This is a genomic window from Sphingomonas sp. GM_Shp_2 (genome assembly GCF_026540875.1).
Taxonomy (GTDB): Bacteria; Pseudomonadota; Alphaproteobacteria; order Sphingomonadales; family Sphingomonadaceae; genus Sphingomonas; species Sphingomonas carotinifaciens.
In genome coordinates this window covers 26,444-48,830 of the sequence record NZ_JALNUQ010000004.1, presented here as the reverse complement: position 1 = coordinate 48,830, position 22,387 = coordinate 26,444, and the positions used below count along the sequence as shown (strand labels likewise).

Sequence of the window (22,387 nt, the reverse complement as noted above, 5' to 3'; positions counted from 1 at the left end):
TGCGAGCCGATCGGCTTCCGGACAAAAGGACATGAGCACGATGAGCATATGGCTATATGGCGCCATGGCGGCTCTACTGATCGCGGCACCCGGCCTTCCTGCACATGCGCAGCGCAGCGCCGATGCACGGATATCGTCCGCTTCCAGCGCCTTTGTCACCCAGATCGGCGAAGCAAACATAGCCACGGTCCGGCAGAATGCCGACCGCAGCCAGAGCATCGTGCATCAATCGGGTAATCGCAACGTTGCCTCCATTCGTACCGATGGCAACGCGCGCGCCAGCGTCACGATGATCCAGTCTGGCAGCAATAACAGCGCATCCGCAACGCAGGCCGGTCAAGGTCTTCTGTCGCTTGCAATGGTCCAGCAGGGTGTCGGCAACCAGATGGCCGCCACCCAGATGGGCAGCGCGGGCATCAATTCCGCGGTGATGTCACAGATGGGCGACCGCAACACCGCCACGCTGACCCAGTCGGGCAGCGACAACCAGGCGAAGCTGACCCAAACCGGCGACGACAACGCGATGACCGCGACACAGCTTGGTAGTCGCAACATGCTGGTCTGGGATCAACAGGGTAACAAGCTTCCCGATCTGGAAATCACCCAGTCCGGCGGTGCTTCGGTGCAGATCATGCAAACGGCTGGCTACGGCAAACCCTGATATGATCCGGTTGCCGCAGATCGATCGCCCCATCTCCTGTCGGTCTGTGATGTCCGGTGTCATGGTCGCGTCCGTTCTGCTTGCCGTGCCTGTTGAAGCCGCGCAGAATCGGGATCGCACGACCCCACCGGGCGGTCAGATTTCCAATGCACGTACCGGCGACGTCCAGACGGTGCCGCAGATCGCGCCGGAACGCGACCGGCCCGCAACCGTGCAGCAGCCCGAGCGTGCCGCACCGCTGAGCGGGGCCGCCCAGATCGCCCCGGTCGACCGCAGAATGCCGCTTCCCCAGGTCTCCGCACCGGCATCGCCTTTGGTCTCGACGCCACAGGCGTCGCGCGGCGATCGTTCGGTGCAGGCGGGCGAGCGGCTGACCCAGCCGAAGGAAAGTCGCAATGTGGCGACATCGCGCGTCGTCGGCGCCGATCGCTGTGACCCGCAAAATCCGGCTGCTTCGGGTTCATCCGTCTGCCAGCAGGTGATCGAGGCACGCGCCGACAGCTTTGCGACCGAGCGTCCCGATTTGTCGCCAGAGGAGCGACTGCTCGTCGAGCGTTATACGCCGCAGCAGGAGCGCGGGATCCTTGCCGAGGTGCAGCGCGTCGGCCGCGACCAGGTCGACGCCAGCTCAGTCGACACGCAAGCGCTTGCCACCGTCGTGTTGGGACAACCGGTGCCCGATCCTGTTCCAGCCGAGAGCACAGCTGAAGCGGGCGATCCGGTAATCGTGAACGACCTGTTGAACGCGGTGATCGACCAGACATCGGCAGGATCGCGCTGACCGGCGGACCTAACCGTAGAGCCGTTCGTCCCACCAGACCGGCTCCGGCAGATCATAGGTGATCGCGGCCGCATCCGGATGCGCGGGATTGATCAGGATGTTGCGTTCCAGCCGCGCCGGGATCGAGGGAACGAGCAGCAGCGCGCTGCGCCGGGCGGTGAACCAGTCCGCACCGAACGTCTTGCACAGACCTTCATCCTTGCCGTCCCAGCCGGGATGGGCGGCGGTCTGGAAAATCTCGTAACTGGTGCCATTGGGGATGGTGATGCGGATATAATGCTGGTTGGGCGGCAGCACGCCATTGGCGTGGACCAGCTTTTCCAGCATCGCGGTCGAATAATGCTCGGACGTGTAGATGACCGGGCTGAGCGCCGTGTTCCAGCGGCCCGGATAAAGCCGTGCGCCTTCGCTGTCGTAGATGGGATGGGCACCGTGAGGGTCACCGATGCGATACGCGGTCAGGACGCGATCGGTGCGGTGGCCTTTCGTCACGCGCCGCCGCCATAGGCGGCGCGGCCGAGCAGGTTGATGACGAGGTCGGCGCCGGGGCTGGTGGCGAGGGCGACGTCGAGCGGGGGTTTGCCGTCGAGCATGGCGTGCGGGCGGGTCAGGAAGGCGCGGGCGCGTTCCGGCTCCCCATAGATGGACAGGGCGAAGCTGAACACCTTGGCCAGCCGGGCCAGCCGGTCGCCCTCCTCGCTGGTCAGCCGCTTGGAGGCGGATTTGCGGCGACGCTCCAGCGTCGCCTTGGGAATCAGGCGGAATTTGAAGCGCGCATCGTCGGGCGCGACGCTGTCGGCGAGCCGGTCCAGCGCAGTAACCGGCAACCCCTTCTCGATCGAATAGGCCAGGGCGAGGCGTGAGGCGTGCAGGCCGGCGGTGACGCCGAGCAGCGCTTCGATCGATGCGGGTTGGGTCGCCATATCTGCCTCTTCTCAGTTGAGGCTGATATATGCCTCAACTGAGATCGGCGCAAGTTTTGGCGATCAGGCGAGGTGCCGGCGCAGCAGGACCAGTGTGCTGTCGCCGGGAACCGGCTCGCTGGTGAAGCCCATCTCGTGCTCCAGTTCGATCGCGCTGCGATTGTCGCGGCTTTCGATCGATTCCAGCGTCTGCACGCCTTTGGCTTTGGCGCGGGTGGCGACATGATCGAGCAGGGTCCAGCCGATGCCGCGGTTCTTCAGGTCGGCGCGCACCGAAATCGCGACCTCGCCGCGGCTGCCGTCGTCGCTGGTCGCCAGCATCGCGGCGCCGACCACTTCCTCACTGTCGGCATCGCGGGCGAGATACGCCTCCGACCGATCATGATCGGGGGCGACCATCGCCGCGATCTGTGCCGCGCCGACGGTGCGCACCGCGGTCAGGAAGCGGAAGCGGAGATCCTCGGGCGAGACCTCGCGGAAAAAGGCGGCAAGCGCGGAGGCATCGTCCGGCCGGGCGGTGCGTACCACCAGGCGGATGCCGGTCCGCGTGACGAGCGGCTGTTCGGTCATGGCATGGTCCTTTGTCGGGCGGTCTGCCCGGTCATCGTTCCACCGGGTGGATTGGTTCCGCTTCGGTGGGCCCGTCATCGACCCCCGGCGTGCTGCACGATCGCTTCGCACAGCCGGTGGGTGGCCATGATGTCGTCTCCCGCGGTGGGCCGCCGCGCGCGCACCGCGGCCAGGAAGTCGGCACACATGGCGGAAAAGCCGCGCTGTTCGGCAACCGGCGTCCAGTCGCCGCGCCGGCGGACATGCTCGGTACCGTCCTGTTCGATCCGTTCGGCCAGGTTGACGACGGCGCGCTTGCCGTTGCCGCCCAATATGTCGATCCGCTCCTCGTCCAGACCGGAGGCGCGGTGCATCGTGCCGATCGCGTGATAGCCATCGCCTGCCAGGGTCAGCGTCACCGCCTCCAGCCGTCCATCGCGCACAACGGTCTCGATCGTCTCGCGCATGGGCTGTGCGGGGGCGAGGAAGCGCAGGGTATCGACGACATGGATGAAGTCGTCGAACACGACACGTCGGGGCGTGTCGGCCTGTGCGTGGCGGTGCTTCTGCATCAGGATCAGGCTGCGCGGGGTCTGGCGGAGCGCGGCATAGTCGGGTGCGAAGCGGCGGTTGAAACCGACGCCGAGCAGCACATCCCGGTTCTGGGCGAGCGTGACCAGCCGTGCCGCCTCGTCCGCGCTGTCGGCAAGCGGCTTGTCGACAAAGACGGGGATGTCGCGCTCCAGCAGCGTCGTGACGAGGCCGGGATGCGCCGGCGTCGCGGCATGGACAAAGGCCGCGTCGAAGCCACCCGACGCCAGTGCCGCGTCCAGCCCGACATGGGCGTTTGCGATCCGGTAGCGGGCCGCAACGGCATCCAGCACGCCGGCGTCGCGCGTGGCGAGGTGCAGTTCGATATCGGGCAGCGCGGCGAGCACCGGCAGATAGGCCTTGCGCGCGATATCGCCCAGTCCGACCATCAATACCCGCATGTGCCCGTCCCCGCGCCTGTCCGTGGCGGTGCGATACCCGGACAGGCGCATGGAGGAAATGCCGCTAGCCGACGATCACCTCGCCCGGCTGGTTGCGCAGATTGTCGCCAAGCGCGGTTTCGCGGGTTTCGATCGTGATCGGCTTTATCGGGATGGGGGCGGGCGGCGTTTCGCGGCGCGGCTTGCGAAGGGCGAGGAACAGGCCGAGCGACAGGCCGGCGCCGACAGCCAGCTTCATCGCCAGCCCCTTCTTGTTGTGCTGCCATTCCGCGCGGGCGCCCATCTCGCCGGGGATGTTGGGGATGATGCCGCGGCCGAGATCCTCCACCACGCCCTCGACCACGTTGATCCGGTCGGCGCCCATCAGCAGCAGCCAGTGCCACCAGTCGGACTCGCTGCGACGAAAGGCATAGCGGCGGATCATGCCGCTCACCCCGCTGGGCGGTGTCGAGGTGCCGATCACCGCGGGCAGGCGGTTATGCTCGATCGATTGCAGCACCTCGACATCGGGCTGCTGCTCGGGCGGGCGCGTCCAAGACAGGCCGCGGGTCTGTTGATCCTCGACATGGCGCATCGGATAGGTGGGGTCGTTCCGGGCATCGGCATCGACGCCCCAGCCCGGAATTGTCGAGGTGTCGACCAGAGACTTGCTCATGCCCTTTGCTCCTTCATGCGCCATGAGGCAGCAGCACGGGCTTGATGCAGCCGTCGAGCTTTGCCGAGAACAGGTGATAGGCGTCCGCAATGTCGGTCAGCGGCACGCGGTGAGTGATCATCGCCTTGGGATTGATGTGCCCGGCCTTCAGATGGTCGATCAGGCGGGGCAGCAGGCGCTTCACCGACGCCTGGTTGGCGCGGATGGTGATGCCCTTGTTCACGACATTGCCGATGGGCACGATGTTGCCGGTCGGCCCGTACACGCCGACGATCGAGACGATCCCGCCCTTCTTCACCGAATTGATCGCCCAGTGGAGCGCGATGGCGTTGCCCGCCTCCAGCTTCAGCTTGGTGCCGATCAGATATTGCAGTGCGTTGCCCGCAGCGTCGCCGCCCACCGCGTCGATGCACACATCCGCGCCCAGCGAGTCCGTCTGCTTCTTCAGGAACACGACGACATCGTCGATCTCGCGGAAATTATAGACCTCCGCCGGACAGAATTGCCGGGCGAAATCCAGCCGGTATTCGATATGATCGATCACGATCACCCGGCCGGCGCCGAACAGCCAGGCGGAGCGCGCCGCCATCAGCCCGACGGGTCCGGCACCGAACACGACCACCGTGTCGCCGGGGCGGATGCCGCCCATCTCCGCCGCCTGATATCCGGTCGGCACGACATCGGTCATCAGCACCGCATCGTCGGGGTCCATCCAGTCGGGGATCACCATCGGGCCGACATCGGCATAAGGCACGCGCACATATTGCGCCTGCCCGCCGTCATAGCCGCCCGCCGTGTGCGAATAGCCGAAGATGCCACCGACCGCGGTCGCCTGGGCATTGGATTCGTGACAATTGCCGAACAGCCCCTGCTGGCAGAAATGGCATTTGCCGCAGGCGATGTTGAACGGCACCAGCACATGGTCGCCGACCTTCAGATTTTGCACCGCGGGGCCGACCTGTTCGACGATGCCGCAGAATTCATGGCCAAAGGTCATGCCGACGCGCGTGTCGGGGACCATGCCGTGATACAGGTGCAGGTCCGATCCGCAGATGCATGAGCGCGTCACCCGGACGATCGCATCCTCGGGATGGAGGATGGTCGGCATCGGCTTCTCATCGGCCCTGACGCGGTATGGCCCGCGGTAGTTCATCGCCAGCATGCGCTGCTCCCTTGCATAGTCCGGCGGTGTCGCCGCGTCAGGGGATGAAGCGTAAGGGAAGGGTGAAGTTCCTTTGTTTATCGTGGGTTAGTAAGGTTTTACCGTGGAAGCGGTTGCAGGATCGCGTCGATCCGGGGCGGCGCGCCGGCAATCGCTTCGAGATGCGGATAGCGCAGGCCTGCGGGCACCCCGACCTGCACCTTGCGGTGCCGCGTGCCATGCGACACGGCAAGTTCGATCCCGTCGCCTGCCGCACATGCCCGTACCGCCTGGCGGAGCCGGTCGGGTGTGAAGCGACGGCCATTCACCGCCTCGACCCTAGTGCCCAGCGTGAGGGCGGCCTGATAGGCCGGGCCCTCCCAAAGTACGTCGGCGATCTTGCCCTCCGGCGTGACGGCGAGGCCGATCGAATGGGTCAGGTCGATCTGGTCGAACACCCCTTCGAACGACGTCTGATAGGCGCTGGGATGATCGCGATAGACCAGCCGGTAGCCGCCCCGCTCCAGCCCGGCGAGCGGCGCATGCTCGTGGGTTTCGGTCAGTTGTGCGGCAAAGACGCCCTGCCAGTCGAACGGCGCGATGCCGTTCAGCGTGTCGACCACCTCGTCGAATTCATAGGTGTGGGTCGACCAGTCCCCCGGCGCGGCGGCAAAGAAGATGCGGGCGAAATCGTCCAGCGAACGGGTGTCCCCGGACAGTTCGCGCAACCGCGTGTCGACATCGAGCCAGATGAGCGCCCCTTCGGCGTAATAATCCTCGCTGCGCTGCCAGCTCGTCCAGGGAAGGGCCGCGCGGGCGGCGATGATGGGATCACGGGTCGTGTCGATGGTGGGACGCCAGCGGCTGCCGGCGCGGACATCGTAGCGCGCGGCGGTAAAGGCGAGCGCGCCCAGCGCCTGCTCCGCAGACCACAGGCCGGAGCGGGCGGACAGAATATGCGTCCAATATTGGGTCTGCCCCTCATAGACCCACATCAGGCTGTTGCGGATCGGTTTTTCGAAACAGGGCGTCCAGGAGTCCGCACCGCGCCGATGCTTGCCGTTCCAGCTATGCACATATTCGTGCGGCACGGTGTCGCGCCGTGCGGCATTGTCCGACCAGTCGCGGAAATAGCCGGGGATGCTGACCGCCTCGAACGAGCGATGATGTTCGATGCCGACACCCGTCAGCGTTTCGCTGAGCGCCAGAAGCATCTCGAACCGGTCGAAGGGGCGCGAGCGGAACAGCCGGTCGGCCTGTTCGACCACCGCGCGGTGAGCGTCGATCTGTTCGGGCGTCGCGCCGAGCAGATGCGGCTCGTCCGCGACGATGGTCAGGCTGACCTGATCGTCGAGCGCCTCGTGGCGAACATGGCGCCCGGCCAGCACGGGCGAGTCCACCAGCGTGTCGAGCGCGGTGCGCTCGAACCGGATCGTGCCATCGGCCTGATCCAGCACGGCCAGGGCACATGCCGCCTGCCAGCCGGGTGGTATCGTCAGGCTGGCATCGACCATGATGCCGCGCGCATAATGGCCTGCCGGATACAGGACGCTGGTGTTCCAGGGCAGGCAGAGCATATCGGGGGTGCACAGCACCCGGCCTTGCGCCGGATCGGTGGGCGACAGGAACTGGAACTCCGCCTCGATCGCATCGACGCCGTCCGGCACGTCGATGGCAAAGGCATTGACGGTCACCGGATGGCGCCGCCAGCGCAGGTCGCGCCCGCCGGCATGGACGCACAACCCGGCAAACAGCTCGATCGGCGCCTGGGGGGCGTGGAAGCCCGGCAGCCATTTGGGATATAGCAGCACAAGCTCGCCGGCGCCCGTGACCGGGATGGTTTCGCGCACGCGGAAGATGCCGCGATCGACGTCCGTCGCATCCACGGCGAGGTGCAGCACCCCGCAATAGGGTTGATCGACGGGTTCGGGGATACCGGGCGGATCGGGCAGCGGATGCGGCAGGTGAAGGGGCGGGGCGATGTTGTGCACTGGAAAGCTCCGGCAACAGGCGGGAGGGGAGACCGGAACGGGCGCGTCAGGACATCGAGTGCAGCGCATCGCGGCAATAGACGCGCGCGACGGGCATGCCGTTTTCGTCCAGCACGTCCATGCGTCCGCGCGGGTCGATCCTGCTGCGTCCGGCCCGTTTGAGCAGGCTGCACAGCCGGCGATTGGCATGGGCCAGCGCCAGCGAGACGCTGGCGGCCTGCAGCCTGCGATGGTCGACGATGCGACCCGACTGGTCAAATAAAGCTAATAGATACAGTCGCATAATCCGATAATCGAACGTGCAGGTCCGCCGTTCCCGGGCTTGATCCGGATCATCACGATTGTGGGCGGCCCCCATGCCGGGCGGGAGCAAAGGGGGGTTTTCCGTGTGAAAGCACGAATGGGGCGGGCGATCGCGGGCCGTGGAGGGCCAGGCCCCTCGCGTTTTCCGCGTGAAAACAGGTCCGTTCGCCGGTGACGGCGTCCAGGCGGCGGAAATACGGGTTTTTCCAAGCAATTCGCCCCCAAGGGCAGGGGCGGGTGACGAATATTCGTGCTTTCACGCGGAAAACCCCCTCGCGCCGCCCGGCGATGTGGACAAGGCGCGGGGATCGCCACATGCTCCGGCCCGACGGGAAGGCGGGACGATGGGCGAAATTTCACGACGGCAAGACGATCTGTTTCCGCTCGACAGCCCGCTCTACGGCGACGTTCAGGGCGAGCGGACCGTTGCGGAATTTCCGTTCTTCGCGCTGACCAAGAAGGCGCAGATGACGCCGATGATCTTCGAGAGCGGTGATGCGCGGATCGAGATCAATCCCAGCAAGACGGGCGTCGCGACGATCTACGACAAGGAGATCCTGCTCTACATCGCCAGCCTGATGGCCGCGCGGATGGAGCAGGGCGAACAGGTCGAGCGGGTGATGAGCTTTACCGCCAACGACCTGTTCCGGGTGACCGGCACCAATGCCTCGGCGCGGTCCTACACCTCGTTGAAAGCATCGCTCAACCGTCTGCAGGGCACGCAGATCATCACCAATATCGAGACGGGCGGGGAGGGGTCGGACAGCGCCTTTTCCTGGCTGCTGAAGGCGGACATCAAATATACCAAGCTGCCGTCCGGCGAGCGCCGGGTGAAGCGGGTCGAGGTGATGGTGTGCGACTGGCTGTACCGCGCGATCCTGACCGACCGGCGGATCGCGGCCTATCATCTGGACTTCTTCAAGCTGGGGCCGATCGAACGCCGCCTGTACGAGCTGGCCAAGTTCAACTGCATCGACGACGAGGCCGGCTTCACCATCGATCTGGAGGCGCTGGCGACGCGGGTCGGCTGCGCGACCGACAAGCGCGGGCTGGAATATCTGAAGAAGCAGTTGCGCGACGTCGCCGACAAGCAGCCGCTGCCCGAATATACCGTGATGCTGGATGAGGAGAAGATGCCCTCGGCACGCGGCGGACGCCCGCGGGTGCGCACGCTGGTCAGCTTCCGGACGCGGCCCAGGCCGCTGTCGGATGAAAGCGGTGACATGGACGAGATCGGCGGGGAGGGCGCGGAGCCGGATTTTCCGTGTGAAAGCACGAATCCGTAAAGATCCATCCTCCTGGCAGGCGATTTTGCGCGCACGGCGCCGATGGGGACCATGATCGGCGCTCGAACGGGGGGTTTTCCGCGTGAAAGCACGAATCTTTGTTGAGGTTTTCCGCGTGAAAGCACGATTCAATGCGCTTGGGTAAAACCGCTTTGGCGGCAATGATGACCCTTGCGCGATTCAGGTATGTGCAGCCGGCGGTTTGATGATGCCGGGCACAGGCCAGGGGTCGGGTGGTGGCGGGTATGACCCCGCGGCCGGGGACGAAAAAGGGACCACCATGACCGGATAAAGGAAACCCGGCACGAAGGCCGGGCATCCAAGGTTCATATCGACACGCCGGCAAGCGTGTGCGGGATCACCTCACTCGTGATCTCCGGATACATGATCCTGCCCCTTCCCGCAAGGATGCGCGTTTCGCGCCACATCATTCCTTTGCCCGAGCATGTCCCGCATGGGGATCATGACGATGGCGATCATCACGGTTGGAGCGGCCTCGCTTCAGGCGCTGGGTAACATGCGCGCGCGCAAAGCTGCGCGATCGGGCGCGGTGCATCGCACCGGCGCGCCGGTGCTGCGCGGCAGCCTGGAAGCGGGCAGCTTCGAGGAGGCGTTCTTTGCGGTGCCGGCGAAGGGCGAGACCGATCGCCTGCTCCATGTCGCGCGGCGCACGCTGGACGCGGCCCGCCGGCTGCGCCGGGACGCACGGGCCGGAATGCGGACGCTGAGTGCGCGCGAACGGTGGATCGTGCGGCTGAGCGCGGGAGCGGTGCGCATCTTCGAAGAGCTATTGACGCTGGCGCGCCTTAACCGTGGCCGCGTCTATCCCTCCTATGACCATCTGGCGGAAGCGACAGGGATGGGACGGGCGACCGTGGCGCGCGCCCTGACCGTTTTGGAGGGCATCGGCTTTCTGGTGCGGCAGCGGCGTTTCCGGCGTGTCGGCAGCGAAGGTGGCAGCGCGCGCTATGCGCAGACCTCCAATGTGTACCGGGCGCTGATGCCGGCATCGGTCGAGGCCTATCTGCCGCGCTGGATGCGGCCTGCGCCGCTGCCCGATGACGAGGCGCAGCATCAGGCGGAGCGCGCCGAGACGATGCGTGACATGCTCGGCACGCTTTCATGCCGTGACCTGGCCAAAGTGACGGTCAGTGGTCCGCTCGGCAAGGTCCTAGCCCGGTTGGGCGCGACCCTCGATCGACAGGGGTGCGAGTCTCAAAAGGATCCTCAACCGCTCTCAGAGTCTATGCATATGAACCTGACGGTGTCGGCCTAGCTGGCCGACGACACACGCCTGGCGGCGCCGAACGCGGAACAGACGACCAGAACAACGAAGGAAGTCGAAACGGGAACGGTCGACGCACCGGCCATGCCGGCGCGGATGCTTCCCGGTGGAAGCAGGCGGTTGGCCGCAGCGAGAGATGGCGACCGGTCCCCTCGCGGCCATGACGTGTGGAAGTGTCGGGAGGTCGACAATCCTACACGTCATGGCCGCCGGCGTTATCAGCCGTTCGCGGCGCTCGACCGGACATTGCCGTTGACGCCGGCCGGGAAGAACCCGCCCTGCGTCACCGCGGCACGATTGAGATAGGCGATGTTGAGCACCTGTTGCGGGGTACGGCCGAAGACGATGCCGTTCGCATCGGCCGGCACGATGTTCGAGGTATCGGCATCGCCCGTCACGCCCTGGTCGAGATCGGCCGGACCGTCGAGGCTGTCGCGCGCATCCGAGATGCGGCCGGCGTTGGTGCGCAGCACCGGCAGATCGAGACCCTTGCGATAGATCATCGTGCGCAACAGGCCCGAATGATAGGCCTCCACCGCCAGAATGCCGGCTGCCGCCTCCAGGATGACCGGGCTGGCGATCGCCGCGGCCGAACCCTTGTACGCGGTGACGCCGACATCGCTGAGCAGCATGCCACCCAGCAACCAGTTCTCGTCCGACGCATAGGGATCGAACGTCTCGTTCGGGCCGATCACCCCGGCCGAGCGCGCGGCTGCGGTAAAGGCGCCGTTGGCACCGCCATCGATGTTGATCGCGGGCTGGGCGATCGCGGCGCTGCCGAGCTGCTGGCGCAGGAACGTGACGTGCGCATTTTCGTCGGCTGCGATTTCGCGGGCATAGGCGGCGATGCTGTTGTCGCCGAAATTGACGCGCCGACCGCCGGTGACGGCGCCTTGCGTGCCGGTGCCGGTGGTGAGGGACGAGGCGAGGGAGGTGCCGAGGGCGGAGGACAGGTAATAGTTCGCCTCCAGATATTCGAGGTTCAGCGCGAAGTTCAGAATGTCGGCATCGGCCGCGCCGACTGGGGCCGGCGTCGGGGTGGGCGTGGGCGAGGGGCCGGGTATGATCGTCTGTTCCTCGTCATCGTCGCACGCGCTGAGCATTGCGGCACCGCCAACGGCAGCGACGCCGGTGCCGGCGAACTTCAGGAATCGACGTCGCGCCGCCCGGCGCTTTTCCGCCAGTTCGAACACTTCAAGCAGACTGTCATGATCGATCATGCTGTGTCCCCTTTGGGATAAGCGAGGAGGTCAGGCGGAAAGCGCGCTGGAGCGGATCGTGCCGTTGACGCCGGCCGGGAAGAACCCGCCCGCGGTGACCGCGGCCGCGTTCAGATAGACGATGTTCAGCACCTGCTGCGCCGTCCGGCCAAAGGCGATGCCATTGGCGTCGGTGGGCGCGATGTTGGCGACGTCGCCGGCCGCGCTGGACACGCGGGCGATGCCCTGGTCGATGTCGGCGCTGCCGTCGAGCCGGTCGCGCGCATTGGAAATCGCCTCGGTATTGGCGATCAGCGTCGGCGTGGCGATGCCCTTCTGGTCCAGCGTCGTGCGGATCATCGCGGCATGATAGGCCTCGGCCGCATGGATGCCGGCTGCGGCATCGATATAGGTCTTGTTGGTGAGAAGCCCGACCGAGCCCTTGTACGCGGTGACGCCGACATCCTCGAACAGGAAGGCGCCGAGCAGGAAATTCTCGTCGGAGGCGTAAGGGTCGAAGGTCGCATCCGCGCCGGTGATGACGCCCGCTGCGCGGGCCGCGCTGCTGAACCCGCCGCTCGCTGCGGTGCCGACATCGATCGCCGGCTGGGCGACGGCCGCAGCGCCGAGTTGCTGGCGCAGGAAATTGACATGGGCGATCTCGTCCAGCGCGATCTCACGCGCATGCTGCGCGACGATCGGGTCGGAGAAGCGTACCGCCCGCCCGCCGGTCGCAGCGCCCGGCGTTCCGGTGCCGCCCACCGAGGTCGCGGCGATCGGCGTGCCGAACACCGCATAGGAATAAAAATTCGCTTCCAGATATTCCAGGTTGAGCGCGAAGTTCAGCACATCGGCATCGGTCAGCGTCTGTGCGGCCGCCCGGTTGGCGACCAGGAACGAGCCGGCCCCGATCGCGGCCGCCCCCACTGCGGCGCGGAAAAAGGCGCGGCGCCCTTCGCGGCGTCGTGCCTGTCCTTCCAACGCTTCGAGCAATTGATCGCTTTGTGTCATGTGCGAACCTCCCATCAGGATGGTCGCGAAGCTCCCGAACGAACCCCTATGTTCCAAGTTATTGATACGCATACGTAAAATACTTGTGTTTTGAGCGTGTTTCTTGATCTGGATTGTCTTTCCGGCCGCGTCGCGGGACGGAATAGCAACGACCATGGAGACGGGGCGCGCATGACCGAGAAAGACAAGATGCTGGCGGGCGAACTCTACACCGCCGACGATCCCGAACTGGCGGCCGATGCCGCGCGGGCGATGCGCTGGCTGGAGCGCTACAACCGGATGCTGGCGGCGCCTGCCCCCGATCGGCATGCGATGCTGGTGGAGGGACTGGGCAGCGCCGGCACGGGGGCGACGATCCGGCCACCGTTCCACTGCGACTATGGCTACAACATTCATCTGGGGCGGGGCGTGTTCCTGAACTTCGGGTGCACGATCCTGGATGTGGTGCGCGTCGATATCGGCGAGGGGACGCAGATCGGGCCGGCCGTGCAGATATTGACCGCCGATCATCCCCGCGATCCCGCCACGCGGGGGCAGATGCTGGAGTTCGGCCGACCGATCAGGATCGGTGTCAATGTATGGATCGGAGGTGGCGCGATCATCGTACCGGGCGTGACGATCGGCGACGACGCGATCATCGGCGCGGGCAGCGTGGTTACCCGCGATGTGGCCGCAGGGGCCACGGTGATGGGCAACCCGGCACGGCCAAGAGGCTGAAAAGAGTGCCATAATCGATCACTCAGTGCCGTGTTTATCAATGTTCTGATAAGGTGATCCGTGGCATAAGCGCGGTGTAATCACTTTATCCGAAAGCATAAGCGCGGTGCTCATCCTTCTTCTTGCGGTTGCGTGGATCGTCGCGTCGGTGACGGCCGGGCTCGTGCTCGCGCGTGCGATCGGCGCGATGGAGGCAAAGCCGGTCGTGCCCGCCGAGCCAGCACCCGCGCCGCAAGCGGACCTCGCCCACCAGAACTGAAGCATCGTGCGCAAGACCTGCTGCACCATCCGATCGGCCTGAGCCAAGCACGAACGGTTCAGGTCAAGGGCGTGGTGCCGTCCACGCGGTCAAGGCGGCGCGAAACCTGTTGTCTCGCGCCGCCCTGCATCGGACCGAAAAACAATCCCCGGCAAAGATCGCCGGGGAGGGGGGAGGTCAGAAACGTGCGCGCACACCGAACAGGTAGCGGGCACCGGTGTTCTGGAGCAGCAGCAACCGCTCTTCGAGCACCGAATAGTCGTTCACATACTGGTTGGTGATATTCACGCCCTGCGCATAAATTTGGAAACGCTCATCGATGTCGTAGGCGAGGCTGAAATCGAGCTGGCCGTAAGCCGCGCGGTTCTCCGGCCGGGACGCGGCGCCGAAGCAGGCGCGCTGGAACGATGAGCGCCAGTTGTACGAACCGCGCGCCTGAATGCCGTACTGTTCGTAGAAGACACTGCCGTTGGCGGAATGCGGCGACAGTCCGTTATACCCGCAAATGTTGGTGGTGGCGCCCTGCGCGCGCTCCACGTTGCTGGTGACATAGGTATAATTGCCCGCCACGCCGAAGCCTGACAGTGCACCCGGCAGCTGGTCGAACGTATATTGCCCGCCGACCTCGACACCCGCGATCGATCCGGACTGGCCGTTGCGCGTGCGGGTGTCGAGGAAGTCGAATCCTGCAAGTCGCACCGGAAGGGTCTGGCTCTCAAGGAAGTCGGTGAATTGCTTGTAGAAGCCCGACACGCTGACATAGCTGACGTCGCTTAGATAATATTCGTAGGACAGGTCGTAGTTGGTCGACCGGAACGGACGCAGCAGCGGGTTGCCGCCACCCGACGTCGCGTTGGTGATGCGTCCGCCATAGCTGTTGTCGACACCCAGCGAGGTGAGCGTCGGCCGGGTTACCGTCTTCGACACCGCGCCACGCAGCAACATGTTCTGCGTCAGCTCGTACTTGAGGTTCGCCGAAGGCAGGAAATCGGTGTAGCTGTTGCGGATCGCCACCGGCTGCGCCGGGCCGAAGTTGAAGTTGAGGTTATCGTCGCCGGGATTGACGGTGATGCTCAGGATCGGCTGCTGGAAGCCGCGCGAGGTGACGCGCGTGCTGACGAAGCGTGCGCCGATGTTGCCCGACCATGTGTCGCCGCCGAAATTGGCGTTGAGATAGCCGGCGACCACCTTTTCCTGCACGTCCAGTCGTGCGTTCGGGCGGTTACGCAGCCCATAGGGTCCGCCGGGGATGGCGAGGATGCGCGCCGCTTCGGCTGCCTGCTCGGCTGCGGTGCGACCCTGTCGCGGCTGTGCCAGCACCGATGGCTGCGAGATATAGGACAGGATGTCGGCCGGATTGAAGGTAAAGAAATTGGCGGGGATCAGGTCGCTGCCCGATGCCTTGTCGAGAAATCCGTCGAGCGTGTAGGGCGTGACCAGATTGGCGGGTATGCTGATGTCATAGCCGCAATAGGTACAGAGCGTATCCTGATTGTCGGCCAGGTTGCGGGTCTTGCGCCGCTGATTGTAGGCGGCACCGAACATCAGCGACTTGAAGATGCCGTCGTCCACCTTCCACTCGCCGTCCGCGTGGAACTCGATCCCCTTGTCGCGGACGTCGATCAGCTGGTTGAGCGCATAATGCGCGCGCAGGATGTTGGGGTCGGTGATCGGCCCCAGGTTCGATACCATCGGAATGTCGTTGTCGGTCAGGTCAAAGCGCGGCGACGTCTGCGCCAGCGTGCCGACCACGATGAACTGGTGCGGCTGGCGGCGCGTCGCCTGCGTGGCAGAGGCGTCGAACTTCAGCTTGAGCCGGTCGCTCACGTCCCAGGCCAGGTTGGTGCCGAACTGGTAGCTCTCGGTATCGCGGTCGTAGGTGTAGACGATGTTGTCGTTCTGCGACAGCGTGACGCGCTGATCTGCCAGCGACGGATCGGTAAGGCCAGGATTCGCCGCGAGGAACTGCGATCCCGGACGGTTGAAGCCGGTCACGGTGCCATTGGCATTGGTTTGCAGTCCGATAAAGCGCGGCGTGTAGAACAGGCCGAAGCGCCGCGTCCTCTGCGACACGTTGAACTTGGAATAGATGCCGTCGACGGTCAGCAGCAGGCTGTCGTTGATCTGCGACTGGATGGCGCCGGCGACGTTGATGCGTTCGCGGCGATTGTCCTCACGGTTGAAGTTGGTGTCGCGCGGCGTATGGACGTCGCCGCTGTTGATCAGCGACGTGCCGGTCAGACCGGTCGATGATGCCGTGCCGTTGATGAGCCCCTCCGGCCCCAGGATCCAGCCGCCGATGTTGACGTTGTCGTTCTGGCTGCGCCGGTCGGTATAGGACGCCGACAGCACCACGCCGAACGTCTTGTCGTCGGTCGTCCACGAGGCAACGCCCGACACGTCGGGGCTCAGCTTGTCCGCCAGCGTGTCGTAGATGCCGCCGGCCGCACCCGCGATGTGGAAGCCGGACTTGCCATCGAGCGGCCGGGCGGTGACGACGTTGACGGTCGCGCCGATGCCGCCTTCCTGCAACTGCGGCAGCGACGATTTGTAGACATCAGTCCGCTGGATCATGTTCGACGACAGCACGTCGAACGAGAATTCGCGGCCGTCATTGTCGGTCGCCATGATCCGGCCGTTGACCAGCACGGTGTTGAATTCCGGTCCCAGGCCGCGAACGGTGATGAACTGACCCTCGCCGCCCGAACGGTCGATCGCGACGCCGGTGATGCGCTGGAGCGATTCCGCCACGTTGTTGTCGGGAAATTTGCCGGTGTCCTCCGCGGAGATCGAGTCGACGATGTTCTCGGCATTGCGCTTGGTCGCGACCGAGGAACGCAGGCTGCTGCGAATGCCGGTTACGACGATGTCGGCTTCTTGGGGGTCGATTTCCGATGGTCCGCGCGCTTCGGCAGGAGTGTCCGCTTGCGGCGTGCCGGTGGTCGCAACGGAATTGGCGTTTGATTGAGCCATGGCGGATGTTGCAATCAACGCCCAACACGTCGCGCCGGCAAGCAGACGAGCCTTCATAATCCCCTCCTCATGTACGCTTCTTCGAGCAAGTGCGATCAGCTTCCTGTAAGAGTAATTGTCGGTCAATATAATTCCTGAAAATAATGAATGGTGACGCTTTCCTGCAACGGAGAAGTACGTTGCTCTCAGAAAAGTGATTAATTTTAGATGTTTGAAATTTCGTGGCGGGATTTTGCGAAGACCATGCCGGAGGAAGGCAGTTGCGTATGCCTGTAATGTATGAGCAAATCAGATCGTCGTTAAACAACAAGACCGTCGCCAGGCGAGCGTCGCCGAGAGGGAGCATGAAGGCATGCAGATAAGCCGCAGGAATATTCTCGCGTCCGGTGTTGCTGGAATGGCAGCATCGGTGACGCTATCGGGGACGGGGAAAGCGCAGGACCCGTCGCGTGCATTGCTGGCGCCGCGGCCCCCGATGGGCTGGAACAGCTGGAACAGCTTTGCGACCACGATCACCGAGGCGCAGGCGCGCGAAACCGCCGCGATCATGCGCGCAAAGCTGCTGCCCTTCGGCTACGACATCTTCACCGTCGACATCCAATGGTATGAGCCCGCCGCGTCGAGCTACGAATATAATGCCGAGCCGGTGCCGGCGATGGACGGTTATGGCCGACTGATCCCCGCGCCCAATCGCTTTCCCTCCAGCGCGGGCGGCAAGGGGTTCGCGCCCCTGGCCGCCGATGTCCACAAGATGGGAATGAAGTTCGGCATCCACCTGATGCGCGGCATCCCGCGCCTGGCGGTGAAGAAGAACCTGCCGGTGCTCGGCACGCCGTACCGCGCGCAGGACATCGCCGATACGAACAGCATCTGTTCGTGGAACCCGGACATGTACGGCGTCGACATGACGAAGCCGGGCGCGCAGGCCTATTATGACAGCGTGTTCAAGCTTTATGCCGACTGGGGCGTCGACTTCGTCAAGATGGACGACATGAGCCGCCCCTATGACGCGCACGCGCCCGAGATCGAGGGCGCGCACAAGGCGATCCAAAACACCGGCCGCCCTATGATGCTGAGCCTGTCACCGGGCGAGACGCCCGTGATCCGCGGCGACCATGTCCGCCAATATGCGCAGATGTGGCGGATCTCGGACGATTTCTGGGACGATTGGGGAATGCTGGAGGCGCAATTCACCCGGCTGGAGAACTGGAACCCGCACCGCCGCCCCGGTGCCTGGCCCGATGCCGACATGCTGCCGCTCGGCCTGCTGGCGCTGGGCAAGCGCGACACCAGGTTCACGCCCGACGAGCAGCGCACGCTGATGACCCTGTGGTCGATCGCACGCTCGCCGCTGATCATGGGGGGCGACCTGCGCCACCTGGATGCGCCGACGCTGGCGCTGCTCACCAATCGCGCGGTGCTGGCGGTCAACCAGGCCTCGACCGACAACCAGCCGCATTTCGTCGAGGACGGCACGCGCATCTGGTCGGCCCGGCCGGAGGGGAGCCAGGACCGCTATCTCGCGCTGTTCAATACCACCGACAAACCCAAGGAGGTGGGCATCGCCCTGCGCGAACTGGGCAAGACCGGCACGGTCCGGTTGCGGGACCTGTGGACGGGTCAGGACGCGGGCACCGCAAGCGGCCATGTCACGCGCACCGTGCCCTCGCATGGCGCCGCGCTCTACCGTTTGACCTGAAGCTGGTGATGGGGGCGGGGGCCGGCCGCGTCAGGCGTCGGTGCGCAGGCGGTATCCGACCCCCAGTTCGTTGGCGATCACGCTGCCGACCGGCGCCGGCGCCTCCAGCTTCTGGCGCAGGTTGCGGATGACGATGCGCAGATATTCGATGCGCGGATCTTCCTCGCCGCCCCAGCAGGCGGACAGGATGCGTTCATGGGTCACGATCCGGCCGATATGACGGGTGAGCAGTGCCAGCACGTCATGTTCCTTGCGGGTGAGATGCACCTCGGTGGAGCCGCGGCAGACGATGCGGCGATCGAGATCGATGCTGAGATCGCCGCGCTGCACGACCTGCGGCGTCGTCACCGATCGGCCATGATGCCTGAGCGCGACGCGCAGCCGGGCGAGCAACTCCTCGGTATCGAACGGCTTGCCGACGAAATCATCGGCGCCGAGGTCGAGCGCGGCGACCTTTTCGTCGACGGCATCGCGGGCGGACACCACCAGGATGACGGCATCGGCTTTCGCGCGCAGCAGCGGGATGAGGGAAAGACCGTCGCGATCGGGCAGGCCCAGATCGAGCAGGATGGCGCTCGGCTGCTGGGCGGCGGCCTGATGCAGTGCGCTCTTCGCATCCTCCGCCTCGACGACGAGGTAGTCGGCACGGACCAGCGTGTTGCGGAGCAGGCGGCGAATGGCGGCTTCATCATCCACCACGAGGATTTTTGCGGGCATTTCAGGACAAGCCTTCGGTCGGGGTGTCGCGAACGATCAGGGCGGGCGGGAAGATCAGGGCGAAGGATGCGCCGATGCCGTCCGCGCGGTTCGTCGCCTCGACGGTCATGTTCATCGCCTCGGCGAACGCCTTGACGATGGCAAGGCCCAGTCCCGTGCCGCCAATGGCGCGGTCGGAGCCTTCGAGGCGGGTGAATGTCTCGAACACTTGCGACTCCCGGCCCGCTGGCAATCCGGGGCCGAGATCCAGGACCGCGAGGCGGACTTCGCCGAACCGGTTGCGGCCCTCGATAACGATCTCGGTGCCCGGATCGCCGTAGCGGCCGGCATTGTCGAGCAGGTTGAGCAGGCAGTGATGAAGGAGCTGCGGGTCGACCCGGACGAGCGGCAGATCGGGCGGTACATCCAACCGCACCCCGTGACCCTCCAGCGCACGCCGGGCGTCATGTGCGGCGCCGGTCACGGCATCACTCAGATCGGTCGCCTCGACGTTCAGGCGGATGGCGCCTGCTTCGACGCGGGCCATGTCGAGGAGGTTGGTGACGAAGCGGTGGAGGCGGGCGGCTTCGCTTTCGATGGTGGCGATCAGGTCGGGGGTGGTGCCGTGGTGGAGTTGCGCGGCCGCGGCGATGACGGCGGTGAGGGGGGTGCGCAGGTCGTGGCTGACCGAGGAGAGCAGGGCCGCGCGCAGGCGGTCGCGGGTGCGGACGGCATCGACATCCCGCATCTCCGCCTGGAGACGCAGCCGTTCGAGGACGAGCGCGGACTGGTCGATCAGGCTGCTGAGCAGCGGCAGCTGGTCGGGCCGTACCGGATCGGCACCCGTTTCGCTGGCGACGCCCAGCACGCCGAGAATGCGGTCGCCGGCCTTTAGCGGCTGGAACAGCCATTCCGAGGCGGCGAGCGTCGCCGATCCCTTGCCCGCCGCACTGCCGGTTTCGAACGCCCAGCCCGCCGCGGCATCGTCCATCGTCCCCAGCCGGTAGGCGGGGTCGCTGGCGGCGAGGATTTCCAGCGTCGCGCCAGGCACCGGCCCGAGCAGGATGACCTGCACGCCCAGCAGGCGCCGGACATCGTCGCAGATCATCTGCGCCGCGGTTTCGGCATCGTTGACGCCGGCGATCTGGCGCAGGAACCCGGCGAGCGTGGCGTTGGTCCTGGCGCTGGCCGCGGCGAGATCGGCCTGGGCGCGGACGCGGGACATCAGGTGGCTGGTGGCAAAGGCGATGCCGAGCAGGACGATGACCGAGATCAGATTTTCGGGATTGCTGATGCTGAGCGTACCTACCGGGGGCAGGAACACGAAGTTGTAGGCGAGGCTGGAGGCGATCCCGGCATAAAGGCCGGTGCGCAGTCCGAAGAAGCTGGCCGCCGCCATCACCGGCAGCAGATAGAGCAGTGCGACGTTGCCGAGGTCGAGCACGTGGAAGAGCGCGCTGGCGGCGCCCGTGACGGCTGCGACCATCGCCGTCGTCGCCGTATAGCCGAATGGTGTGCCCCACCGGGCAGGGCGGCGCCGGCCGCGCCCGCCGGCATCGCTGCCGGGAGGCACGGGCAGGACATGGAACGTCACGTCCGGCGTGTTGCGGATCACCTGATCGACGACCGAGCCGTGGCGAAGCTCGAACCAGCGCGACCGGCGCGACTTGCCGAGAACGAGCTGGGTGGCGCGCGCGTCACGAAGAAAGGTCTGGATGCCTTCCACGACGTTTGCGGCGGGAACGGTCGCCACCGCGCCGCCAAGCTGGGTCGCCAGCGTCATCGCCGCGGCGACGCGGGCATGCTGTTCGTCGGTGAAATGGGCCGCGCGCGGGGTTTCGACGAACAGGGCCGTCCAGGGCGCGCGCAGGCTGTCGGCGACGCGTTTGGCGGCACGCACAAGCCCGTCGGCGCCGGACAGTTCGTTGATCGCGACGACGATGCGGTCGCTGCCCGCCCAGGTTCCGCCCAGACCCAGGGCGCGCACATCGTCGAGCATGCGGGCATCGACCGCCTGCGCGGCACGGCGCAGCGCCAGTTCGCGCAGCGCCGAGAGGTTGGATCTGGAGAAGAAGTGGCCGAGCGCGCGTGTCGCCTCCTGCGGCAGATAGACCTTGCCCGCCTTCAGCCGCTCGATCAGTTCGTCGGGCGGAATGTCGACCACCTCGATCTCGGCCGCTTCCAGGATACTGTCGGGCACCGTTTCGCGCACCCGCACCCGGGTGAAGCTGGCGACGACGTCGTTGAGGCTTTCGACATGCTGGATGTTGATCGTCGAATAGACGTCGATCCCGGCCGCCAGCAGCTCCTGGACATCCTGATACCGCTTGGGATGGCGGCTGCCGGGGGCATTGGTGTGGGCGAGCTCGTCGACGAGCACCAGTCGCGGGGCGCGGGCGAGGATCGCGTCGAGATCCATTTCACGCAGCGTGCGGCCCTCATAGGGCACGGCGCGGCGCGCGATGATCTCGTGGTTGCGGGTCAGCGCGTCGGTTTCGACGCGGCCATGGGTCTCGACGATGCCGACGACCACGTCGACGCCGTCGCGCCGGCGGGCCGCACCCTCGGACAGCATCTCATAGGTCTTGCCGACACCCGGTGCGGCGCCGAGAAAGATCTTCAGCCGGCCGCGCCCCTCCTGCGCGGCGACACGCAGGAGGGCGTCCGGGTCGGGGCGGCCGTTACCGGAGACCGGCATCGAGCGCCTGATTGAGCGCCAGCACGTTGACGTGGGGGGCGCCCAGCACCGAGCCCTGCGTCCGCCCGGTCACCAGCGCGCGGACGCGATCGGTGGAGATGCCGCGCACACGGGCGATACGCGGCGCCTGCGCCAATGCCGCGGCGGGCGACAGGTCCGGGTCGAGCCCCGAGCCGCTGGCGGTGACGAGATCGGCGGGAACCGGACCGTGCACGCCTTCGCCGCGGCGCTTGCCCACATCGGCTGCCACCCGGTCGACCAGCGCATGGGCGGCCGGACCGAGATTGGAGCCCGACGAGGCGAGCCCGTCATAGCCCTTGCCGGCCGCGGACGGTCGCGTCTGGAAATAGCGATCGGCGGTGAACGGCTGGCCGATCACGGTCGAGCCGATCACCTGGCCACCTGCATCCCGCACCAGGCTGCCATTCGCCTGAACCGGAAAGAGCGCCTGCCCGATGCCGGTCATCGCCAGCGGATAGCCAAGTCCCAGAAGGGCGGCGAACAGGATGATCATGACGATCGCAGGCCGTAATGCGGAGGAGAAATCCTTGCCCATATATTCAACTCC

21 protein-coding genes are annotated in these 22,387 nt (G+C 65.8%); 7 read left to right on the top strand and 14 right to left on the bottom strand.

Translation table 11 applies throughout. The features are described 5' to 3' along the window. The first annotated feature begins 31 nt into the window (after positions 1–31). The gene (locus OXR08_RS02355) at positions 32–661 is read left to right on the top strand and encodes a hypothetical protein (protein ID WP_267347414.1); all 630 of its coding nucleotides are present in this window, start codon (positions 32–34) and stop codon (positions 659–661) included. Position 662: 1 nt separating this feature from the next. After that, complete coding sequence (locus OXR08_RS02350) at positions 663–1,442, top strand: hypothetical protein (protein ID WP_267347413.1); 780 nt, start codon at positions 663–665, stop codon at positions 1,440–1,442. Between the two features lie 9 nt (positions 1,443–1,451). Here the strand turns inward: OXR08_RS02350 and OXR08_RS02345 are convergent, their stop codons facing one another. From OXR08_RS02345 to OXR08_RS02310, 8 genes are all read right to left on the bottom strand, one after another. Beyond that, positions 1,452–1,934, bottom strand: coding sequence for an RES domain-containing protein (locus OXR08_RS02345; protein WP_162844023.1), 483 nt, complete (start codon positions 1,932–1,934; stop codon positions 1,452–1,454). Continuing rightward, complete coding sequence (locus tag OXR08_RS02340; protein ID WP_112384095.1) at positions 1,931–2,365, bottom strand: antitoxin Xre/MbcA/ParS toxin-binding domain-containing protein; 435 nt, start codon at positions 2,363–2,365, stop codon at positions 1,931–1,933. Before OXR08_RS02340 ends, OXR08_RS02345 begins: the two co-directional genes overlap by 4 nt. 63 nt (positions 2,366–2,428) lie before the next feature. Next, the gene (locus OXR08_RS02335) at positions 2,429–2,935 is read right to left on the bottom strand and encodes a GNAT family N-acetyltransferase (protein ID WP_267347412.1); all 507 of its coding nucleotides are present in this window, start codon (positions 2,933–2,935) and stop codon (positions 2,429–2,431) included. 74 nt (positions 2,936–3,009) lie between these two features. Further along, positions 3,010–3,906, bottom strand: coding sequence for a Gfo/Idh/MocA family oxidoreductase (locus tag OXR08_RS02330; RefSeq protein ID WP_267347411.1), 897 nt, complete (start codon positions 3,904–3,906; stop codon positions 3,010–3,012). Between the two features lie 64 nt (positions 3,907–3,970). After that, complete coding sequence (locus OXR08_RS02325; protein ID WP_267347410.1) at positions 3,971–4,561, bottom strand: hypothetical protein; 591 nt, start codon at positions 4,559–4,561, stop codon at positions 3,971–3,973. 13 nt (positions 4,562–4,574) lie between these two features. Further along, complete coding sequence (locus OXR08_RS02320; protein ID WP_112384093.1) at positions 4,575–5,723, bottom strand: zinc-dependent alcohol dehydrogenase; 1,149 nt, start codon at positions 5,721–5,723, stop codon at positions 4,575–4,577. 98 nt (positions 5,724–5,821) lie between these two features. Beyond that, positions 5,822–7,693, bottom strand: coding sequence for a peptidase M61 (locus OXR08_RS02315; RefSeq protein WP_267347409.1), 1,872 nt, complete (start codon positions 7,691–7,693; stop codon positions 5,822–5,824). A gap of 46 nt (positions 7,694–7,739) precedes the next feature. Beyond that, positions 7,740–8,051, bottom strand: coding sequence for a hypothetical protein (locus OXR08_RS02310; protein WP_267347408.1), 312 nt, complete (start codon positions 8,049–8,051; stop codon positions 7,740–7,742). Positions 8,052–8,340: 289 nt separating this feature from the next. Here OXR08_RS02310 and OXR08_RS02305 point away from each other — a divergent pair, with 289 nt between their 5' ends. Together OXR08_RS02305 and OXR08_RS02300 are read left to right on the top strand one after the other, a co-directional pair. Continuing rightward, positions 8,341–9,282, top strand: coding sequence for a replication initiator protein A (locus OXR08_RS02305; protein WP_211368549.1), 942 nt, complete (start codon positions 8,341–8,343; stop codon positions 9,280–9,282). A gap of 463 nt (positions 9,283–9,745) precedes the next feature. Continuing rightward, positions 9,746–10,558 (top strand): helix-turn-helix domain-containing protein, encoded by an 813-nt coding sequence (locus OXR08_RS02300; RefSeq protein ID WP_267347407.1) that lies wholly within the window; start codon positions 9,746–9,748, stop codon positions 10,556–10,558. A gap of 227 nt (positions 10,559–10,785) precedes the next feature. Here OXR08_RS02300 and OXR08_RS02295 read toward each other — a convergent pair whose 3' ends face one another. Together OXR08_RS02295 and OXR08_RS02290 are read right to left on the bottom strand one after the other, a co-directional pair. Then, a complete protein-coding gene (locus OXR08_RS02295) occupies positions 10,786–11,787 on the bottom strand; it encodes a ferritin-like domain-containing protein (RefSeq protein ID WP_267347406.1) in 1,002 nt (333 codons plus the stop codon). Between the two features lie 30 nt (positions 11,788–11,817). Next, entirely contained in the window at positions 11,818–12,777 is a 960-nt protein-coding gene (locus OXR08_RS02290; protein ID WP_267347405.1) for a ferritin-like domain-containing protein, read from the bottom strand. A 171-nt stretch (positions 12,778–12,948) separates the two neighbouring features. Here OXR08_RS02290 and OXR08_RS02285 point away from each other — a divergent pair, with 171 nt between their 5' ends. Next, positions 12,949–13,494: a sugar O-acetyltransferase gene (locus OXR08_RS02285; protein ID WP_267347404.1), complete on the top strand. Its 546-nt coding sequence runs from the start codon at positions 12,949–12,951 to the stop codon at positions 13,492–13,494. 106 nt (positions 13,495–13,600) lie between these two features. Continuing rightward, a complete protein-coding gene (locus OXR08_RS02280) occupies positions 13,601–13,753 on the top strand; it encodes a hypothetical protein (protein ID WP_267347403.1) in 153 nt (50 codons plus the stop codon). 177 nt (positions 13,754–13,930) lie between these two features. Here the strand turns inward: OXR08_RS02280 and OXR08_RS02275 are convergent, their stop codons facing one another. Continuing rightward, positions 13,931–16,726, bottom strand: coding sequence for a TonB-dependent receptor (locus OXR08_RS02275; protein ID WP_267347402.1), 2,796 nt, complete (start codon positions 16,724–16,726; stop codon positions 13,931–13,933). A gap of 352 nt (positions 16,727–17,078) precedes the next feature. On the opposite strand from OXR08_RS02275, the gene OXR08_RS02270 reads away from it, so the two are divergent. Continuing rightward, positions 17,079–18,425, top strand: coding sequence for a glycoside hydrolase family 27 protein (locus OXR08_RS02270; protein ID WP_267347401.1), 1,347 nt, complete (start codon positions 17,079–17,081; stop codon positions 18,423–18,425). A gap of 30 nt (positions 18,426–18,455) precedes the next feature. On the opposite strand, the gene OXR08_RS02265 is transcribed toward OXR08_RS02270, so the two are convergent. The 3 genes from OXR08_RS02265 to kdpC are packed head-to-tail and all read right to left on the bottom strand — an operon-like array spanning position 18,456 to position 22,375. After that, on the bottom strand, positions 18,456–19,142 hold the full coding sequence (locus OXR08_RS02265) for a response regulator transcription factor (RefSeq protein ID WP_267347400.1): 687 nt from the start codon (positions 19,140–19,142) through the stop codon (positions 18,456–18,458). A gap of 1 nt (position 19,143) precedes the next feature. Continuing rightward, positions 19,144–21,819, bottom strand: a complete 2,676-nt coding sequence (locus OXR08_RS02260; protein ID WP_267347399.1) for a sensor histidine kinase KdpD — start codon at positions 21,817–21,819, stop codon at positions 19,144–19,146. Next, positions 21,803–22,375, bottom strand: coding sequence for a potassium-transporting ATPase subunit KdpC (kdpC, locus tag OXR08_RS02255; protein ID WP_267347398.1), 573 nt, complete (start codon positions 22,373–22,375; stop codon positions 21,803–21,805). The genes OXR08_RS02260 and kdpC overlap by 17 nt, the downstream gene beginning before the upstream one ends. Positions 22,376–22,387: the final 12 nt, after the last annotated feature.

What these genes read in the sequence shown, in the direction of transcription:
- kdpC (WP_267347398.1), bottom strand. Translation starts at nt 22,375, where the DNA reads ATGGGCAAGGATTTCTCCTCCGCATTACGGCCTGCGATCGTCATGATC.
- OXR08_RS02355 (WP_267347414.1), top strand. Translation starts at nt 32, where the DNA reads ATGAGCACGATGAGCATATGGCTATATGGCGCCATGGCGGCTCTACTG.
- OXR08_RS02330 (WP_267347411.1), bottom strand. Translation starts at nt 3,906, where the DNA reads ATGCGGGTATTGATGGTCGGACTGGGCGATATCGCGCGCAAGGCCTAT.
- OXR08_RS02335 (WP_267347412.1), bottom strand. Translation starts at nt 2,935, where the DNA reads ATGACCGAACAGCCGCTCGTCACGCGGACCGGCATCCGCCTGGTGGTA.
- OXR08_RS02300 (WP_267347407.1), top strand. Translation starts at nt 9,746, where the DNA reads ATGACGATGGCGATCATCACGGTTGGAGCGGCCTCGCTTCAGGCGCTG.
- OXR08_RS02305 (WP_211368549.1), top strand. Translation starts at nt 8,341, where the DNA reads ATGGGCGAAATTTCACGACGGCAAGACGATCTGTTTCCGCTCGACAGC.
- OXR08_RS02310 (WP_267347408.1), bottom strand. Translation starts at nt 8,051, where the DNA reads ATGGGGGCCGCCCACAATCGTGATGATCCGGATCAAGCCCGGGAACGG.
- OXR08_RS02285 (WP_267347404.1), top strand. Translation starts at nt 12,949, where the DNA reads ATGACCGAGAAAGACAAGATGCTGGCGGGCGAACTCTACACCGCCGAC.
- OXR08_RS02295 (WP_267347406.1), bottom strand. Translation starts at nt 11,787, where the DNA reads ATGATCGATCATGACAGTCTGCTTGAAGTGTTCGAACTGGCGGAAAAG.
- OXR08_RS02275 (WP_267347402.1), bottom strand. Translation starts at nt 16,726, where the DNA reads ATGGCTCAATCAAACGCCAATTCCGTTGCGACCACCGGCACGCCGCAA.
- OXR08_RS02265 (WP_267347400.1), bottom strand. Translation starts at nt 19,142, where the DNA reads ATGCCCGCAAAAATCCTCGTGGTGGATGATGAAGCCGCCATTCGCCGC.
- OXR08_RS02350 (WP_267347413.1), top strand. Translation starts at nt 663, where the DNA reads ATGATCCGGTTGCCGCAGATCGATCGCCCCATCTCCTGTCGGTCTGTG.
- OXR08_RS02260 (WP_267347399.1), bottom strand. Translation starts at nt 21,819, where the DNA reads ATGCCGGTCTCCGGTAACGGCCGCCCCGACCCGGACGCCCTCCTGCGT.
- OXR08_RS02340 (WP_112384095.1), bottom strand. Translation starts at nt 2,365, where the DNA reads ATGGCGACCCAACCCGCATCGATCGAAGCGCTGCTCGGCGTCACCGCC.
- OXR08_RS02325 (WP_267347410.1), bottom strand. Translation starts at nt 4,561, where the DNA reads ATGAGCAAGTCTCTGGTCGACACCTCGACAATTCCGGGCTGGGGCGTC.
- OXR08_RS02270 (WP_267347401.1), top strand. Translation starts at nt 17,079, where the DNA reads ATGCAGATAAGCCGCAGGAATATTCTCGCGTCCGGTGTTGCTGGAATG.
- OXR08_RS02320 (WP_112384093.1), bottom strand. Translation starts at nt 5,723, where the DNA reads ATGCTGGCGATGAACTACCGCGGGCCATACCGCGTCAGGGCCGATGAG.
- OXR08_RS02290 (WP_267347405.1), bottom strand. Translation starts at nt 12,777, where the DNA reads ATGACACAAAGCGATCAATTGCTCGAAGCGTTGGAAGGACAGGCACGA.